Source organism: Corynebacterium sp. LK26 (genome assembly GCF_014335085.1).
Taxonomy (GTDB): Bacteria; Actinomycetota; Actinomycetes; order Mycobacteriales; family Mycobacteriaceae; genus Corynebacterium; species Corynebacterium jeikeium_D.
Genome location: NZ_PDHB01000001.1, coordinates 1 through 16,005 on the forward strand (window position 1 = coordinate 1; position 16,005 = coordinate 16,005).

General features: G+C 58.4%; 14 protein-coding genes. All 14 read left to right on the forward strand.

Annotated elements, in window-relative coordinates; translation table 11 throughout:
- Positions 1 to 791: 791 nt before the first annotated feature.
- The 14 genes from CRD13_RS00005 (at position 792) to CRD13_RS00070 (ending at position 15,899) form a co-directional block, all read left to right on the forward strand.
- Positions 792 to 1,799 carry an ABC transporter substrate-binding protein gene (locus CRD13_RS00005; protein WP_187401138.1) on the forward strand — a complete coding sequence of 336 codons (1,008 nt, stop codon included), beginning with the start codon at positions 792 to 794 and terminating at the stop codon, positions 1,797 to 1,799.
- Positions 1,800 to 1,838: 39 nt separating this feature from the next.
- Positions 1,839 to 2,786 (forward strand): ABC transporter permease, encoded by a 948-nt coding sequence (locus CRD13_RS00010; RefSeq protein ID WP_049171656.1) that lies wholly within the window; start codon positions 1,839 to 1,841, stop codon positions 2,784 to 2,786.
- Complete coding sequence (locus tag CRD13_RS00015) at positions 2,779 to 3,822, forward strand: iron chelate uptake ABC transporter family permease subunit (protein WP_053087318.1); 1,044 nt, start codon at positions 2,779 to 2,781, stop codon at positions 3,820 to 3,822. Before CRD13_RS00010 ends, CRD13_RS00015 begins: the two co-directional genes overlap by 8 nt.
- Positions 3,819 to 4,577: an ABC transporter ATP-binding protein gene (locus tag CRD13_RS00020; RefSeq protein ID WP_187401139.1), complete on the forward strand. Its 759-nt coding sequence runs from the start codon at positions 3,819 to 3,821 to the stop codon at positions 4,575 to 4,577. Before CRD13_RS00015 ends, CRD13_RS00020 begins: the two co-directional genes overlap by 4 nt.
- Positions 4,578 to 4,621: 44 nt before the next feature.
- On the forward strand, positions 4,622 to 5,515 hold the full coding sequence (locus CRD13_RS00025; protein WP_187401140.1) for a ribonuclease H: 894 nt from the start codon (positions 4,622 to 4,624) through the stop codon (positions 5,513 to 5,515).
- A gap of 94 nt (positions 5,516 to 5,609) precedes the next feature.
- Complete coding sequence (locus CRD13_RS00030) at positions 5,610 to 6,719, forward strand: hypothetical protein (RefSeq protein WP_370549566.1); 1,110 nt, start codon at positions 5,610 to 5,612, stop codon at positions 6,717 to 6,719.
- Positions 6,720 to 6,829: 110 nt separating this feature from the next.
- Entirely contained in the window at positions 6,830 to 7,870 is a 1,041-nt protein-coding gene (locus CRD13_RS00035; RefSeq protein ID WP_049193446.1) for an HAD-IIA family hydrolase, read from the forward strand.
- Positions 7,871 to 7,876: 6 nt separating this feature from the next.
- On the forward strand, positions 7,877 to 8,152 hold the full coding sequence (locus CRD13_RS00040; RefSeq protein WP_049189958.1) for a hypothetical protein: 276 nt from the start codon (positions 7,877 to 7,879) through the stop codon (positions 8,150 to 8,152).
- A gap of 5 nt (positions 8,153 to 8,157) precedes the next feature.
- The gene (locus CRD13_RS00045) at positions 8,158 to 8,997 is read left to right on the forward strand and encodes a TlyA family RNA methyltransferase (RefSeq protein ID WP_049171668.1); all 840 of its coding nucleotides are present in this window, start codon (positions 8,158 to 8,160) and stop codon (positions 8,995 to 8,997) included.
- Positions 8,990 to 9,952, forward strand: a complete 963-nt coding sequence (locus CRD13_RS00050) for an NAD kinase (RefSeq protein ID WP_070595401.1) — start codon at positions 8,990 to 8,992, stop codon at positions 9,950 to 9,952. Before CRD13_RS00045 ends, CRD13_RS00050 begins: the two co-directional genes overlap by 8 nt.
- A gap of 96 nt (positions 9,953 to 10,048) precedes the next feature.
- Entirely contained in the window at positions 10,049 to 11,788 is a 1,740-nt protein-coding gene (recN, locus tag CRD13_RS00055) for a DNA repair protein RecN (protein WP_187401142.1), read from the forward strand.
- 25 nt (positions 11,789 to 11,813) lie between these two features.
- Positions 11,814 to 12,998, forward strand: coding sequence for a putative cytokinetic ring protein SteA (gene steA / locus CRD13_RS00060; RefSeq protein WP_187401143.1), 1,185 nt, complete (start codon positions 11,814 to 11,816; stop codon positions 12,996 to 12,998).
- 89 nt (positions 12,999 to 13,087) lie between these two features.
- On the forward strand, positions 13,088 to 14,005 hold the full coding sequence (locus tag CRD13_RS00065) for a copper transporter (protein ID WP_187401144.1): 918 nt from the start codon (positions 13,088 to 13,090) through the stop codon (positions 14,003 to 14,005).
- 28 nt (positions 14,006 to 14,033) lie between these two features.
- Positions 14,034 to 15,899 (forward strand): AIPR family protein, encoded by a 1,866-nt coding sequence (locus CRD13_RS00070; RefSeq protein WP_187401145.1) that lies wholly within the window; start codon positions 14,034 to 14,036, stop codon positions 15,897 to 15,899.
- Positions 15,900 to 16,005: the final 106 nt, after the last annotated feature.

Consider the following 16,005-nt stretch of genomic DNA (forward strand, 5'->3'; position numbering starts at 1 on the left):
GGGCTGCTGCGGCCCACTTTTTGTTACCCACGAGTAAACGGGATTAAATAGGGGTTGGTCTGCTCGGTAGCGGAAGGCGGGCTTACCGGTGTCTTGAGGCTTAAGGGGGCAAAGGGTGTCCGGGTTAATGGACACAGGCGTGTCCGCTTAGAGGATCGCCCGGTTGGCACCTTTCGCTGCTTACCCCAATGTGAGTTACTGACTGCCTTTATGGCTGTCATTGGCGGGTGAATGCGGGGTTAGTTCCTGGGTCTATGGCAGCGGCTGTGGGCTAATTAAAGTTACTGACTGCGTTTATGACAGAAATAGCGCGAAAGATCGCTTGAAAGTGTCATAAACTCATACAGTTTCACGTTTGCAGCCCGTATTTATGCCTGCAGCCTGTACTCACACGTATAGCCTCCAATCGCGTGTACAGCCCGTATTCAAGCGCAGCCCATTCTCGCAAGCAAAGCTCGCAAGCTCATTGTCAACTAGGCCCAACTAGGCCCAACTACGCCCAGCGAGACCCAAACATACGTCGATAGTGCACATGTTACCTTCCGTAGGGCACAAGTTACCCCCGTTAGCGAACGCTGCAATTGTGCCTTTACCAGCACAAATTAGCCAACGCTAAGCCAAGTTCGAAATATGCCCTAAATATTGCGTAATTTCATAACGTATTTACTTGTTAAATAGGGAACCCTAAGCTAATGTTTCACAGGTAATGATTACCTAAGTAAGTGATTGGGTAACGGCGTCTAAGTGGCGTTTGTTTAACAATCCTACTGTGACCGAAGGGATGCCTTTAAGTGGCGCGTTCTAACTCCGGCCGTATTCGCAATATCGTAGTTGCATCTGTTGCGAGCCTTGGACTTGTTCTTGGTGCTTGTTCTACTGATGCCGGTAACGAGGATAAGTCTGCAGCTGCAGGCAACGAGTCTACTATTACCGTTACTGATAATCATGGTGAGCAGACCGTACCTGCCGAGATTGACTCTGTTGTGGCCACGGATAACCGTTCCTTCGAGATGCTCGATCAGTGGGGTATTAAGCTGGCTGCAGCTCCTAAACCGATTATCCCGTTCACGGTTTCCGACTACAAGGACAATCCTGACGTTCAGGACATCGGCAGTCACCGCGAGCCGAATCTCGAAATTGTTGCTGCTGCTGACCCGGACCTGATTGTGAACGGTCAGCGTTTCGGCAAGTACTACGATGACCTGAAGAAGCTCGCTCCGAACTCCGCGATTGTGGAGTTTGAGCCGCGCGAGGGCAAGCCGCTGGACGAGGAGCTCAAGCGGCACGCTAAGGGCCTGGGCGCCATCTTCGGTAAGGAGAAGGAAGCCGATCAGCTCATCGCAGACTTTGACAAGGCTCTGGAGCGCGCTCGCAAGGCTTACAACCCGGACGTGAAGGTCATGGCGCTGAACTCGTCGGGCGGCACCCTCGGTTACATTGCTCCGACTGTTGGTCGTACCTTCGGCCCGCTGTTCGACCTGATTGGCATGAAGCCGGCGCTGGAGGTCGACAAGGCCAGCGATGACCACCAGGGTGATGAGATTTCCGCCGAGTCCATCGCTGAGGCAAACCCGGACTTCATCATGGTGCTTGACCGCGATGCTGGCACCTCTGTCCGCGGTACCGATGAGTACCGTTCGGCACAGTCTGTGGTCGAGGAAGCCGCTCCGCTGAAGAACGTGAAGGCAGTCAAGGAGGGCAAGATCTACTACGCCCCAGAGGACACTTACACCAACGAGTCCATCATCACGTACACGGAGATTCTGAACGGGCTTGCCGACGCCTTCGAGCAGGCCTAATAGTTCTCTGACCAGTCACAGGAGTACCTCACCAACTCTATGCAGAAGTTACTGGATTCCCGACTAGCCATCGGGATTGCCTTTGTGGCAGTCCTGGTGGCTATGTCGCTGTTTGTAGGCCAATACGACATCCTGGGCGCCGACGACGGCTGGGAGATGTTCGCCACTACGCGTATACCGCGCACCATTGCACTAGTGCTCTCGGGTGCCGCGATGGCGATGTGTGGCTTGGTCATGCAGCTACTTACGCGCAACAAGTTTGTCGAACCCACCACCACGGGAACCACGGAGTGGGCTGGTCTCGGCCTGATTTTCGTGATGTATTTCTTTCCTTCGGCCTCGATGCTTGGCCGGATGGGCGGGGCAATCATCTTCGCTTTCATCGGCACGGCAGTGTTCTTCCTGTTCTTGCGCCGTGTCGCTTTGAAGTCAAGTCTGGTTGTGCCCATCGTGGGCATCATGTTGGGTGCGGTAGTCAGTTCGATTTCGACTTTCTTTGCGTTACAGACGGACATGCTGCAGTCGCTAGGCGTGTGGTTCGCAGGCTCTTTTACTGCCATTTATAAAGGGCAGTACGAATTCCTGTGGCTGGTCGTCATCGTGGTTGCAATCGTCTTCGTATTCAGCGATCGGTTAACGGTTGCGGGGCTTGGTGAGGACATTGCCACCAACGTCGGTCTGAACTACAAGCGAATCGTGTTCCTGGGAACGGGGCTGATTGCAATCGCAACAGGTTTGGTCACCGTCGTGGTGGGCAACCTCCCATTCCTGGGGCTCATCGTCCCGAATATCGTCTCCATGTTCCGTGGCGATGATCTGCGCTCCAATCTTCCCTGGGTATGCCTGGTGGGCATTGCCATTGTGACGATTGCGGACCTGATTGGCCGCGTCATTATCGCCCCGTTCGAGATTCCGGTATCGGTGATTCTCGGCATCCTGGGTGCTGCCATCTTCGTCTATCTGATTGTGGAGCGGCGTCGTGCTTAATCTCAGTTCAACTCACACGGTGGCCGACCAGGCCGGGCCGCAAACGACGTCGTTTAGCACGGCCGCCGCGGCGCGCAGGTACTGGATTATCATTGCTGCGCTGGCGGGCCTGGCGGTGTTGTTTACGGCGGGCCTGCTTGCGTGGGACAACCCGTTGCCGTTCGGTACGGATGGTTTTTGGCTGATTGCGCGCCGGCGTCTTGATGCCGTAATTGCCATGATCGTGGTTGCCTGCTGCCATGCCGTCGCGACAGTGGCGTTCCAGTCGATTGCGAATAACCGAATTATTACGCCGTCGATTATGGGGTTTGAAGCGCTGTACGTGGCTATCAGTACCGCTGCGGTGTACTTCTTCGGGGCGACGGGTCTGATGAATGCCGGCTCGGTTGGGGCGTTTGTGCTGCAGCTCGTGCTGATGGTGGGGCTGTCGCTGGTGCTGTATGCGTGGCTGTTGACTGGGCAGGGCGCGGATATGCACAGCATGCTGCTGGTGGGCATTGTTATCGGTGGCGGGCTGGGCTCGGTATCGACATTTATGCAGCGCATGCTGACGCCTTCGGATTTTGACCTGCTGACGGCGCGGCTGTTCGGCTCTGTCAACAACGCGGACCCGGAGTTTTTCCCGGTGGCGATCCCGCTGGTGATCGCGGCAATCGTGGTGATTGCGCTGCATTCGCGGGCCCTCAATGTCATGTCGTTGGGGCGTGAAGTCGCGACGAATCTGGGCGTGAATTACCAGGTTCGGTCCATCACCGTGCTGGTTGCGGTGTCCGTGCTGATGGCAGTATCGACGGCTATGGTCGGCCCGATGACATTCCTCGGCTTCCTGGTCGCGACCATTGCGTACCAGGCTGCGGATACCTATGACCACCGCTTTGTGCTGCCGATGGCGGCGCTGATTGGCTACGTCACGCTGGCCAGTGCGTATTTCATCCTCAATCACGTTTTCTATGCCCAGGGCGTGGTGTCCATCATTATCGAGCTGGTTGGCGGTTCGATCTTCCTCTACGTCGTTTTGAAGAAGGGACGGCTATGATTCTCCTCGACAGTGTAAGCAAGAGCTATACCAGCGAGGTGTCAATTGGCCCCGTTGACCTGGAAATTCCAACCAACGCAATCACGGCTCTGATCGGCCCGAACGGCGCGGGCAAGTCCACGCTCTTGACTATGATTGGCCGCCTCCTTGCCGTCGATTCCGGTGACATCAACGTCGGTCCATACAACGTGGGCAAGACCAAGTCGAAGGATCTGGCGAAGGTGCTGTCGATTCTGCGCCAGGACAACCACTTCGTCACGCGTCTCACCGTGCGCCAGCTGGTCAGTTTCGGCCGCTTCCCGCACAGCCAGGGGCGCCTGACCGCTGAGGACGAGCGCATCATCTCCCAGTACATCGAGTTCCTCAATCTTGAGGCGCTCCAGGGCCGCTACCTCGACGAGCTCTCCGGTGGGCAGCGTCAGCGCGCGTATGTCGCAATGGTGCTCTGCCAGGAGACGGATTACGTGCTTCTCGACGAGCCGTTGAACAACCTGGATATTTCTCATTCGGTCGACATCATGTCGTACCTGCGCACTGCAGTGCGCGATTTGGGTCGAACCATGGTGGTGGTGTTGCATGACATCAATTTCGCGGCTCGCTACGCCGATTACATCTGTGCGGTCAAAGACGGCCAGATTGTAGAGCACGGCCCTACCGCAGAGCTGATGCGTTCGGAGGTTCTGAGCCCAATCTTCAATACCCAGATTGACATCGTCGAGGGGCCGCACGGTCCGGTCGCCTGCTACGGCTCTTAAGGCAATTCCTGGCCGGTCCCACGCAGCCGATACAATCTAGCCTCATGACTATTACTGCTGCCGTTGACGGTTCCGCCCTGCACAACCCCGGACCTGCCGGGTGGTGCTGGTATATCGACGACAGCTGCTGGGCCGCCGGCGGATGGAAAGAGGGAACCAATAACCGCGGGGAGCTCACCGCTCTTGCCGAGCTGCTCCGCGCCACCGCGCACATCCCCGTCGAGCCCCTTTTCGTACTGTGTGATTCGCAGTACGTGATCAACTCCGTCACTAAGTGGATGCCGGGGTGGAAACGCAAGGGATGGAAGAAGCGCGACGGCAAGCCCGTCCTCAACGTCGATATCTTGCAGGACATCGACCAGCTGCTTGCCGGCCGCAATATCCACCTCGAGTGGGTCAAGGGACATTCCGGTCACGACTTGAACGAGGCTGCTGATCAGCGTGCCCGCGCCGCCGCCACCGCGTATCAGAAGGGCACCGCCGTGCCGGAGGGGCCAGGTTTCGCTGGTTCGGGTAGTCGCGCGCAGACGAATGCGGCGCCAACAAAAACCACCCCCGCGCCTAGTTCCGAGCCTAAGGCACCCAAGGCCGCAACCTTCGAGCAGGAAGGCCTCTTTGACCTCGCCGTCGACACCACCGTGACACCCGAGGACGCCGCCAAGGAAGCGCTCACCATTTTCCGCCGCGCCGCACATCGCGCTGAGCAGGGTAATGCCCGCGCACTCAAGGCATTGCTTAACGACGCCCTGGGCGCCAACCTCGCCGTGCCAGACGGGCTTTCGGATGCCGAGCATGAGCTCCGCGTCGAGGGAACCACCGCTACCGCGCAGTTCACCACTGACGACTGGGTTGGCCTGGCTGTCTGGGATTTGTCCGAGGCAGTGGGGAAGGCCACAGGTTCCGCACGTTTGCTGGGCTGGAATGTGGGCAGGTCTTAGCGGTAGTATGAAAGTTTGGTCTTTTAGGTAGACCACCAGGCAATCCGGGGTTACTGGTAGCCTGAAAACACATAAATTCTTTTACTCATTACTTATAAGGAGCTCCGACTTCATGGCTGAGCACGAAGGTCCTCGTTCCGGCGAAGGCCGAGGAAATCGCGGAAACCGCGGGTCTAACCGTTCCCATGGTCGTGGCGAGGGCGGCTTTAACGGGCGCAACCGCAACGATCGTCGTGGACAGGGCGGTGGCCCGGGTGGTCGTGGCCGTGGTGGTCACGGTGGTCATGGCGGTAACCGCGATTCCCGTGGTTCGCGGGGCTTCCGTCGTGATGATCGCGATGATCGTGACTTTAACCGGGGCGACCGCAATGATCGTCGCGGCCCGGGCGGGCGCGGTGGCCAGGGAGGCCGCAACTTCGACCGTCGTGGTGGCAAGCCACGTCGCTCCAACCGTGGTGGCCGCTTCCAGGATGAGAAGCGTACGCACCGCACCGGCCCGCAGCGCCCAGGTTTCCGCGAGGAGCGCATTGAGGCCCGCAAGAACGAGCCGAAGCTCCCAGATGACATTCGTGCAGATGAGCTCGACCCGAGCGTGCGCCAGGATCTGAAAAGCCTGGCTAAGGACAACGCCGACAAGGTTGCTCGTCACATGATCATGTCCGCAATCCTGATGGCTGAAGACCCGAAGCGTGCTCTGGAGCACGCCCGCGCAGCGAAGGACCGCGCAGGTCGCGTCGGTGTCGTTCGTGAGACCGCTGGTGTTGCCGCTTACCACGCAGGTGAGTGGAAGGAAGCCCTGGCGGAGCTGCGTGCTGCTCGCCGCATCTCCGGTGGCCCGGGCATGCTCGCGGTCATGGCGGACTGTGAGCGCGGCCTCGGTCGCCCGGAGAAGGCCATTGAGCTGGCTCGCTCCGAGGAAGCCAAGCAGCTGGACAACGAGTCCAAGACTGAGCTGGCTATCGTCGCCGCAGGTGCTCGCCGCGATATGGGTCAGATTGATGAGGCTCTGGTCGAGCTGGAGACCCAGGATCTGAACCCGGACCGCGAGGATTTCGAAGCAGCTCGTCTGTTCTACGCCTACGCCGATGCGCTGGTGGAGGCCGGTCGTAAAGATGATGCCAAGGTGTGGTTTACCCGCTGCGCCAAGATCGATGTGGACCAGATGCTCGATGCTCGCGAGCGCATCGAAGAGTTGAGCAAGTAATCAGCCCAGCTGCCCGGCTCGAAGAACCAGTCACCGCTGGCGCAATCGGGCTGCGCATCTACAATTCGTCGTAAAGCGTTCCTATTTCGTAAAAGGAGAAATGAACCCCCATGGCTTCTGTCGCTTCTTCCTATGATGCCGCTCTGCTGGATCTGGATGGCACGATTTACGAGGGCGGCGCGGCGATTCCGAACGCGCTGGAAGGGCTGACCGAGGCAGCGCTGCCGATGGTGTTTATTACGAATAACGCCTCGCGCGCGCCGCAGACCGTGGCAGATCAGCTCAATGGGCTGGGCTATGACGTTCATGCGGACGATGTGATGACGTCGGCACAGGCGGCCATTGAGATGGCGGCGGAGGTCATTGAGCCGGGTTCGAACGTTTTTGTGTTGGGTGCGGAGTCGTTTAAGCAGTTGGCTCGTGAGGCGGGGTACAACCTCGTGGATTCCGCTGATGACAACCCTGCAGCGGTGTTCCAGGGGCTTAACCGTGAGATGACGTGGAAGCAGATGTCGGAGGCGGCGCTGGCGGTGTCGCGAGGTGCGCGCTTCCTGGTGTCGAATTTGGATACGACGTTGCCGTCGGAGCGCGGTTTCCTGGTTGGTAATGGTTCGGTCGCTGCGGCGATTTCTACGACCACGGGCGTGGCGCCGCTGTCGGCGGGTAAGCCGAAGCCGCCGATGTTTATTAAGGCGGCGGAGCGTGTGGGCGCGAAGAATCCGCTGGCGATTGGGGATCGCCTCGACACCGACATCGCGGGCGGAAATGCGGCAAAGATGGACACGTTTATGGTGGTCACAGGCGTTTCCACGCATATGGATGTCGTTGCGGCGCCGCCTGAGCACCGCCCGACGCTCATCGGTGCTGACATGACTGCGCTGAATCGTGAGCTGGATCAGGCACGTCCGGCTCCGCAGGCTGGTTTCACCGCGCGTTACGACGACGCGGAGGCCGGTGTCATCGTTCTTTCTGGCGGTGACATGGAAGATCTTCGGTTGGTGAACCCGGCGGAGGCCGCGGTGGCGGCTCTGCTGACGGTCGTAGATGTGGTGTGGAACTCTGAGGCTGGTCGTGCTGGCGCAGTCGAGGTCGCGCAGGTCCGCGCGGAGGGCCCGGCTGCTGAGGCGGCGCTGGCTGCCTGGCGGAAGTGATAGCCGATGAGTGAGGTTGCACCGAAGCCGGGGCAGGGGCTGGGGCAGGGCGCTGGTCCTGTGCCGGGGCCGAAACCCGGCCCTGCATCTGTACCGAGCCCTGCGCCTAGCCCGGCGGCGATGCCCGGCGCGCGTGAGGTAACTCCGGAGGACGTCCGCGAGCAGGTGGCGGCCGCACTGTCAGCACCTGCCCCGACGCCGCAGGAGAGAGTCGCGCAGTTTGAGCGGGCGCATGAGATTTTGTATGAGGCCCTGGGCTCGTCACGCAGGGAAGGAAAGTGAACGCGGTGGCAAAGAAAGCTCCTAAGCGCAGGCTCGATGCGGAGCTGGTGCGAAGGAAGATTGCTCGCTCCCGTGAGGCGGCAGTGGACATGATTAAAGCCGGCCGAGTTGAGGTCGGTGGTTTTGTCGCCTCTAAGCCCGCGACTGCGGTGACGGGGGACGTGTCCATTCGCGTCAGTGGTCTGGAAGAAGACGAGAACTGGGCGTCGCGCGGGGCTCACAAGCTGCTCGGCGCACTGGAGGCTTTCGAGCCGCAGGGCCTGGACTTGAAGGGCCGGAAGGTGTTGGATGCCGGTGCCTCCACGGGCGGCTTCACCGATGTGTGCCTGCGCCGCGATGTCGAGACCGTCTACGCCGTCGATGTCGGTTACGGTCAGTTGATTTGGCGCTTGCAGGATGACCCGCGGGTGGTTGTGCTCGACCGTACTAACGTCCGCACGTTGACGCCGGAGATTCTCGGTGGCACGGCCGATGTCATGGTTGGCGACCTGTCGTTTATTTCTTTGAAGCTGGTCCTGCCAGCGATTGTTTCCTGCCTCGACGAGGGCGCTGACCTGCTGCCAATGGTCAAGCCGCAGTTCGAGGTGGGCAAGGAGCGCCTTGGCTCCGGTGGTGTCGTGCGCAGCGATGCACTGCGTCAGGAAGTTGTCCAGGAAGTCGCCGAATACGCCCGCACTCTGGGGCTGTCCTTCCGCGCAGCCGTGGCCAGCCCGCTGCCGGGTCCGAGCGGCAACGTGGAGTTCTTCCTGTGGCTGGTGAAAGACGGCGGCGCCAGCGATATTGGTGATGAGGCTATGGCTGCGGCCATCGCCAAGGCTGTTGAGGAGGGGCCGCACAATGACTAGCGCGAAGACTCACTCACGGGAAAGCAAGCCCAAGACCAGCGCCGGCAAGCGCGAGATTCTGCTGGTCCCGCACACCGGCCGCAGCGCCAACCTGGAAATGGCCGCCGAGGCTGCCGAGCTGCTAGAGGCCGCGGGTATCGATATCCGCGTGCTGGCCGGTAAGAACCCGGAGGCGCTGGCTGCGCACCCGACGCTCGGCAAGTACCCGCGCTACTGGCATTCCCCGCAGGCGGCGTCGGGATGCGAACTCGTCCTCGTCCTCGGCGGCGACGGCACCTTCCTACGCGCCGCTGACATTGCGCACTCGGCTGACCTGCCGGTGCTCGGCATCAACATGGGGCACGTGGGCTTCCTCGCCGAGTGGGAGCAGGAGTCCATGACGGAGGCAATTAGCCGCGTCATCAAGCGTTCCTGGCGTATTGAAGACCGCATGACCATCCGCGTCACCGTCCGTGACACCACCGGCCGCGTCATTGGCTCGGGCTGGGCGCTGAACGAAGTCAGCATCGAAAATGTCAACCGCCGTGGCGTGCTGGACGTCATCTTGGAAGTCGATGGTCGCCCGGTGAGTTCCTACGGTTGCGATGGTGTGCTAATTTCCACGCCGACCGGCTCCACCGCGTACGCCTTCTCCGCAGGTGGTCCCGTACTCTGGCCGGAGCTCGACGCTATGCTCGTCGTGCCCAACAACGCCCACGCGCTGTTCTCCCGCCCGCTGGTGATCTCTCCGCATTCGACTATCGCGATTGAGACCAACCACGACACCGCCGAGGCAGTCGCGGTGCTCGACGGCTTCCGCAACATCACCATGCCGCCGGGTAGCCGCATCGAAATCGAGCGCGGCGCGCAGCCGGTGCGTTGGGTGCGTCTGGACGATCAGCCGTTCGCCGATCGTCTGGTGCACAAGTTCCGCTTGCCGACGTCCGGGTGGCGCGGCCCCGCCGAGGCCCAATAGCCCCTAAACACGGCAGACAAGAGCCGTCACGAGACTCCACAACCGGGACCGTGCCCGCGGCCCCCAACTTCAAGGGAAGGACTGATTGCAAGCGCCATGCTGACTGAGATTTCCATCCGCGACCTCGGCGTTATCCCTGACGCGACGCTTGAATTCAGCCCAGGCCTGACCGTACTCACAGGCGAAACCGGTGCGGGTAAGACCATGGTGGTCACCAGCCTCAAGTTGCTCTGTGGCGCGCGTGCCGACGCCGGCCGCGTGCGCACCGGCGCCGACAAAGCCTTGGTGGAAGGCCGCGTTTCCACCGAACACCTCTCGGAGGAAGAGTCAGCCACCATCGATGCTGTGGTTTCTGAGCTCGGTGGCGAGCGCGATGAAAATGATGAGTATCTGCTTGCCCGTCAGGTCTCCGCGAAGGGGCGCTCCCGGGCGTGGGTTGGTGGCCGGAGTGCGTCGGCTGCTGCACTGGCGGATGTCTCCACCCGCCTGATTGCCATTCATGGCCAGAATGATCAGCTGCGCCTGCAAGGCGCCGATGAGCAGCGTGCGGCCATCGACCGCATGGATGCCGACACCATCGCGCCAACCCTGGAAACTTATCGTCAGCAGCGCTCACACTGGCGCACCCTGGTCAAAGAACTGGAAGAAAAGACCTCTAAGCGCCGTGAGCTGGCCATGCGTGCTGACCAGCTCAGCTTCGCCATCGAGGAAATCGACGCAGTCTCACCTGAGCCGGACGAGGACCAGGACCTGGCCTCCCAGATTCGGCGCATGCAGGACCTGGATGGTCTCCGCGACGCGGCGGCCGTGGCGCTTGCCGCCATTGACGGTGCCGCTGCCGTGAGCACTACCGGTATGGATGCTGCCACCGAGGACTCCGGTGCCGCCGAACTCCTCGGAGCCGCCGCAAACGAGCTCGCCGGCGCAGACGACGAGGAACTCACCGAGTTTTCCAACCAGCTCAATGAACTGACCAGCCAGCTCTCCGAGATCTCCGCTGGCCTTGGCGCGTTTCTCTCCGGTCTGCCGGAGGAAACCGAGTCCCTGGACAAGCTCATGCAGCGCCAGGTGGAGATTAAGAACCTCACCCGCAAGTACGCCCCGGATATCGCGGGCGTGTTGGCCTGGCGGGATAAGGCGGAGCGCAAGCTCGCCACGCTGGATGTCTCCGGCGAAGCTCTGGACAAACTCACAGCGGAGATCAAAACCGCGGAGAAGAAACTCGGCACCACCGCGCGGAAGCTCTCCAAGGCCCGCGCAAAAGCCGCAAAGCACTTGGAACAGGCCGTGACCAAGGAGCTCAAGGGCCTGGCCATGCCGCACACCTCGCTGGTGGTGGAGATCACCAAGGCCGACACCTTTGGTCCCGCTGGCGTGGACAACATTGAGTTCAAGCTTCGCGCCCACGAGGGTGCCGAGCCGCGTCCGCTGGCATCATCCGCATCCGGCGGTGAGCTCTCCCGCATCATGCTGGCATTGGAAGTTGTCCTCGCCGAAGGACAAGCCGGACACACGATGGTTTTCGATGAGGTCGATGCCGGTGTTGGTGGGCGCGCGGCTGTGGAAATTGGTAAGCGCCTGAAGCAGTTGGCGGTGAATAACCAGGTGATCGTCGTCACGCACTTGCCTCAGGTGGCGGCGTTTGCGGATACCCACTTGGTGGTCAGCAAGGATGCGCGCTCGGGTGCGGTGTCGTCGAAGGTGACGAGCCTGGGCGATGAGGAGCGGATTGACGAGCTCGCGCGGATGATGGCGGGATTGGACGATTCGGACTCCGGACGCGCGCATGCGCAAGATCTTCTGGATCAATCTCGGCGCGCCTTCTCGGCCAAGTAGCTGCACTTATGTTTCACTAAGTGCCATGAGTCTGTTCTCTCGGAACGAAAAAGATCTTCCTGGCATTTCGGGGACCGTGCGGGACGGTTCCCGCCTGGATCGTGCGCTCAAGCGCATGGGCGAAGGCGACATCGTGGTGATCGATGCGCCGGATATCTCGCGTCCACTGGCACAGCAGTTGATTGATGCCAAGGTCGCCGCAGTGGTGAACACTGGCGCGTTTACCACTGGTTTTGTGCCGAATTACGGCCCGCAGATGATGCGCGACGCCGACATTGAAATGGTGCAGAACGTCGGCGACGAGGTCTTTGAGAAGCTCAAGGACGGCAAGAACGGCAGGCTTGACGATGGCAAGCTCTACCACGGTGACCGCCTGATTGGGCAGGGCGACGAGGTCGACCAGGACGAGCTCGAGCGCGCCTTCGATGAGGGCCGCACCAGCATGGTCGACCGTCTGGAGGCTCTCTCCGGCAACTTGGTGGAGTTCGCCAAGACCGAGTCCCCGCTCTACATCGATGGCCTGGGCATTCCGGACGAGACGGAGCCGCTGCGTGGCCGCAAGGTCGTTGTGGTCAGCCCTGGTGAGGGACACCGCAAGACGCTGGAAGACTTAAAGAATTTCATCCGCGAGTACGAGCCGCTGCTCATCGGCGTCGACACCGGTGCCGACACGCTCTTTGATCTTAAGTACCAGCCGGACTACATCATTGGTGATCCGGAGAACATCAACTCTGAGGCGCTGCGGTCTGCCGGTTGCGTGATCCTGCCTGCCGACCCGGACGGTCACGCGGTGGGTCTTGAGCGCATTCAGGACCTCGGCATTGGTGCCATGACCTTCCCGGCGCTGTCCGATTCCGCCACTGACCTGGCGCTGGTCTTCGCCGCGCATCACGACGCCGACATGGTGGTCTCCGTCGGCGCGCCGCAGAACATCGACAGCATCTACCACGCTGAGGATCAAAGCGGTGTGCCGTCGGCATTGCTGTCGCGTTTGAAGGTCGGGGAGAAGCTTGTCGACGGTCGCATGGTCGCCGACCTCTACCAGGTCAATAGCCGTGGTTTCGGTGTGGCCTGGGCAATCCTGGCTATCTTTGTCGCCGTTGCGGTGATCTTCGCTATCGCTGGTACTTCCGGTGATGGTTCTGTCAGCGAGAATCTGATTGATACCTGGAACTCCATTGCACTGTGGTTCCAGGGGCTGTTTAAGTAGTTTTAGCGGTATCTTGAGCATTGTGAGCGCCTGAGTTTTCAGCTATCAGTGCTGATTGAGGCGTCGGCGAAAGGAATGAGGGACGGGCGATGGGGAAGAAGCGCAGGAGCGGGAAGTTTACAGCCGGTGTGACAGGTGCTGCCCTCGGCGTTGCGGCAGGTGCTGCGCTGGGTGCTTATGTGCTGAACCCCGCTGGTGCCGGCATTGATTTCGGTACCGGTGCCGCCTCTGAGCGCGATGCTGCCGTCGCGCGCGCTGATGCGCAGCAAGCGCGTGCCGATGAAGCCAACCGCATCATCGAGCCCATCGTCGGGGAGATTGTTAAAGACTCTTTGAAGGACGTGCCCGTCCTTGTTATCGCCACGCCTGATGCCACCGATGAGCAGCTTGCAGGGGTTTCCGAGACCCTGCGCGCTGCTGGTGCCCCAGATGCGGGCGTGCTGAAGCTGACTGATAAGTCCCTCTCTTCCGCTGGTGCAGATGAGCTGAAGGACACGGTTTCTACCTCGCTGCCGGCTGATGTGCAGCTGGACCCGGAGCGCCGCGAGCCGGGCCGACAGGCTGGCCAGGCGCTGGCACCGGTGTTGGAGCTGGATAAGGATGGGGGAGAGCGGGCTTCCGCTGCTGACCGAAAGCTGCTGCTGGAGGCCCTGAAGGGCGGCGGCTTTGTTGAGTATGACGAGGGGACGCTGCGCCCGGCTGCTGGCATTGTGATTGTTGGTAATCACGGCACTGTCTCTCGCGCAGCGATTGATAAGGGCGAGGACCCGGAGTTCGGTGCTGGCCTGGTTGCAGATCTGGCGGTGGCGCTGGCTGAGGGCTTTGGTGCTGGTGAGGGTGCGGCCGGTCACGTTGTGGTGGGGACTGACGGCTTTGGTCGCGGAGGTGTCAGTGCCTTGCCTGACGAGCGCTGGGGCGCCGACCCTGCTGTGAAGCGTGTGGACGCGGTGTCTGACGCTGCGGGACAGGTGGGGGTCACTCGTAGGTTAGGCTCGCCAGAAAATTAAAATTACGACTTGTTGAAGATTAGGGAAAATGACACAAAAGAAAAATAATATGAAGCCGATTCTTCGATCCTGGTTTAAACAATTCTGTGAGGATTGGTACAACACTCAGGCTAAAGATCGATCAGAGGAAGATTATAGATTTGAAGCATTCTGTAACTATTATGTGATTAACTCAGCTCAGAAAGCATCACATGATCCGTCTGATTTTATGACCGCAGACTCCGCTGAAGATAAAACCGATGATTATCATATCGATGGCGTCGGTGTTTTTGTCAATGGCGTTCTATGTGAAAACCTGGATGCGTTAGAATCAGCTGTGGAGCACAGTTCTACTATCGAAGTCTCACTCCATCTGGTTCAGTCAAAAAATGGCAAGAAAAACATTGACTCCGGCGACATTCATAAGTTTATTACTGCCGCAAAACAGTTTGTCATTGATGAACCCTGGGATGACGCTTTTGTGAAAGCGTTTGATATCAATGATCGGCTAGTTGACTACCAAAAAGTTTTCGCAGAAAGTTTAGCACAAAAGTATGTAAAGAAACCAAAGGTATCTTTGCATTGGTGCGTATCTAACCGAAATGACGCAAAAAGTTTTGAAAATGATGTGAGCGCATCTGTTCGAACAGCTGTATCGGAGTTAGATTGTGTGCTTCAAGATTTCGTTTCAGAAGTGACATTCACGTTTTATGGCGCTGAAGACCTTGTTGAAAAGGTTGGTTTTCTTAATGGCCAGAATGAGTGCGAATTCAGTTTGTGTGGGAATCCAATTGTTAACTTCCCATCGGAAATTAACGATTTGGCCGACTCGTTTTTTGCATTTGTACCTGGGGTGGAGTTCTTAAAGATTATATGTCCGGATGGTCAGACTATGGATCATAGTCTATTCAATGAAAATATACGTGACTTTCAAGGTGTTGATACGATTCCATACCAAGGCATGAGCAAAACGCTCTCCAGTGAACATGGTCGCGGTTTGTTCGCGTTTATGAATAATGGTGTCACTATAGTGGCCGCAGACATTAACGGTGCAAGTCGTATTAAGAAGCTCACCAATTATCAAATTGTTAACGGCTGTCAGACCTCCTATGCCTTGTATGATCACCGTGACAATTTAGAGAACGTGTTTGTTCCAGTACGCGTTATTAAAACGGCTACTGGTGAGTTGTTAGATGATGTCACATTTTCCACGAACAGTCAGAATAATATAAGCGTGAGCGATATGGTCGCACGTACAAAGACAGCGCGTGCTTTAGAAGACTTTTGTAAACGTGAGGATATTAAATTTCCCATCGTGTTTGAACGTAGAAGTGGGCAGTTTAATAGGGTAGCTACGAAAATTCCAAGGAGGAGAATTCTTCCCAAGAAAGAGTTTACTTCCGCTTATGTAGCTTGTGTAATGCAAAGACCTCACAGCGCAATTGGGTATTTCGATCGTTATCAGAATGGTGGCAAGGATGATATTTGGATAAAGGGAACTCCAGTCTCTCTTTTGTACGCTAGTGCATATTTAGTCATGCAGATAAATGAACAGAAACTTCATCAAGGTGAGACTTCTTTGAAGTATCATTTGGCTGCGTCTGCTTTCAAGAACATTTTCGGTAAAGCTTTGGAGCATGTGGATGAATATTGGGACGCTGATCCTGATTCGCCAGAACGGTTCCAGCTGCAAGACCGTATTAATACCGAAATCGAAAGAAATCTGTATCTGGTAGATAATGTGGGTATTTTGAAGAGGAAGTTACAATCCGGAATCAACGCCATCCCCGAGATTCGGAAAACCTATGGGTCTTCGCTCACCAAAGTTGGTAAGCTATCTCGTGCCACTACAAAAACAGAGCAGTTTAGCCAGTTTTATTTTAGAATAACTTCCTCAAGCGAATCTAGCCTGTGAACCTCATTCGGATGTAATTCCGTTATAGAGAAGAGGGCAGAGTGGTTTGAGATCTATGATGGGTGGAGCGGGAACCCTTGGCAGGCCTGCGGGTTTACCAGAACAA

Excerpts from the sequence above, each read along its gene's own strand:
- CRD13_RS00070 (WP_187401145.1), top strand. The coding sequence starts at position 14,034 with ATGACACAAAAGAAAAATAATATGAAGCCGATTCTTCGATCCTGGTTT.
- CRD13_RS00040 (WP_049189958.1), top strand. The coding sequence starts at position 7,877 with ATGAGTGAGGTTGCACCGAAGCCGGGGCAGGGGCTGGGGCAGGGCGCT.
- CRD13_RS00010 (WP_049171656.1), top strand. The coding sequence starts at position 1,839 with ATGCAGAAGTTACTGGATTCCCGACTAGCCATCGGGATTGCCTTTGTG.
- CRD13_RS00020 (WP_187401139.1), top strand. The coding sequence starts at position 3,819 with ATGATTCTCCTCGACAGTGTAAGCAAGAGCTATACCAGCGAGGTGTCA.
- CRD13_RS00025 (WP_187401140.1), top strand. The coding sequence starts at position 4,622 with ATGACTATTACTGCTGCCGTTGACGGTTCCGCCCTGCACAACCCCGGA.
- CRD13_RS00035 (WP_049193446.1), top strand. The coding sequence starts at position 6,830 with ATGGCTTCTGTCGCTTCTTCCTATGATGCCGCTCTGCTGGATCTGGAT.
- CRD13_RS00065 (WP_187401144.1), top strand. The coding sequence starts at position 13,088 with ATGGGGAAGAAGCGCAGGAGCGGGAAGTTTACAGCCGGTGTGACAGGT.
- CRD13_RS00050 (WP_070595401.1), top strand. The coding sequence starts at position 8,990 with ATGACTAGCGCGAAGACTCACTCACGGGAAAGCAAGCCCAAGACCAGC.
- recN (WP_187401142.1), top strand. The coding sequence starts at position 10,049 with ATGCTGACTGAGATTTCCATCCGCGACCTCGGCGTTATCCCTGACGCG.
- steA (WP_187401143.1), top strand. The coding sequence starts at position 11,814 with ATGAGTCTGTTCTCTCGGAACGAAAAAGATCTTCCTGGCATTTCGGGG.